The 1,315-nt window shown below is 49.5% G+C and carries 3 protein-coding genes; all 3 read left to right on the forward strand.

Annotation, left to right across the window (positions count from 1 at the left end; all coding sequences use genetic code 11):
• A partial coding sequence (locus ABZJ92_RS21840) for a phage tail protein (protein ID WP_077882971.1) occupies positions 1–339 on the forward strand: 339 nt, incomplete at its 5' end.
• A gap of 2 nt (positions 340–341) precedes the next feature.
• Entirely contained in the window at positions 342–887 is a 546-nt protein-coding gene (locus ABZJ92_RS21845) for a tail fiber assembly protein (protein WP_000902877.1), read from the forward strand.
• A 23-nt stretch (positions 888–910) separates the two neighbouring features.
• A partial coding sequence (locus ABZJ92_RS21850; RefSeq protein WP_072075238.1) for a prophage tail fiber N-terminal domain-containing protein occupies positions 911–1,315 on the forward strand: 405 nt, incomplete at its 3' end.

The raw sequence follows: 1,315 nt of genomic DNA on the forward strand, positions 1-1,315 counted from the left end.
GATGATTCAGGCTGGCATTTTTTCAGCCAGAGAAACCCGGATAACAGCATAGTGTTCACTGTTAACGGACAGGTAATTCCGTTAAATTACGGAAACTTCGATGCCCGCTATAAATATCGAACAGAGGGGGTACAGGATGTACGGTATGGCCATGAAATGTATTACAGCCCCGGCAGTAACACCGTTTCGTGGAGATTTTGCGCACCTTCGGGACACGGGCTGTCAGGGATGGCGATATCGGATACCGGCCGTAACTCAGCGGATAACGTTGACGGTGTGTATTACCGACCACTGCAAAAACTGATTAATGGCACCTGGTATAACGTAGCGAGTATTTAACAATGTTGCATTTAAAAAATATTACTGCGGGTAATCCGAAAACAGCAGAACAATATCAGATGACAAAACGATATTCGGTCACCTGGCTTTTTTCAGAAGACGGAAAAAACTGGTATGAAGAGCTGAAGAATTTCGCCAGCGACACAATAAAAATAGCTTACACCGGAGATGGTCGCGTGGTGTGGGTCGGTAAGGATGTGACAGGCATCGAGCCACGCAATGCCAGCGTTATCGAAGTTCCGGATATTACCGCTAACCGACGGATTACCGCGCCGGGTTACTGGTTTTACCGCAATGATGAATTTGTCTTTGACTACAGACTCAAAGCGGAAGATGAGCGTGATGCCCTTCTGGCTCAGGTCAGTGCCCGGACAGGGGAATGGGAAGAAGACCTGCTGCTGGGGTTAATCAGCGACGAAGATAAAGAAAAGCTGAAAGCCTGTCGTATTTACGCGAAATCGCTGCAGGCGATGGATTTCAGCACCATCACTGATAAATCCTCATACAACGCCATTGAATGGCCCGCCTCTCCGGAAGGTTCTTCCTGATTTAATTTATCGCGAGAAAAACAATGTCTGTAGTGATATCAGGTGCGCTGACTGATGGCGCAGGTATCCCCATGTCCGGATACCATATTATTCTGAAATCCCGGGTAAACACCCCGGAAGTGGTGATGAACACTGTTGCTGATGTGATGACAGGAAACGATGGTGAATACTGTTTCCATGCGCGGACTGGAAAATATGGTGTGTATCTGAAACAGGACTGGCGCAACGAGTACAACGTTGGCGACATTGCTGTATATGAGGACTCAAAGCCCGGCACGCTGAATGACTTTCTGATTGCTCCTGATGAGGGCGACCTGAAACCGGATGTCGTCAAACGCTTTGAGGAAATGGTGGCGCAGGCGCAGCAGAGCGCCGGGGCCGCAGCCGGAAACGCACAGCAGACGGCGCAGGATGTGGCGGCAGCCGCA

This window comes from Shigella sp. FJ200513, from assembly GCF_040495915.1.
In the GTDB taxonomy this organism is placed as follows: Bacteria; Pseudomonadota; Gammaproteobacteria; order Enterobacterales; family Enterobacteriaceae; genus ECMA0423.

What these genes read in the sequence shown, in the direction of transcription:
- ABZJ92_RS21845 (WP_000902877.1), top strand. Translation starts at nt 342, where the DNA reads ATGTTGCATTTAAAAAATATTACTGCGGGTAATCCGAAAACAGCAGAA.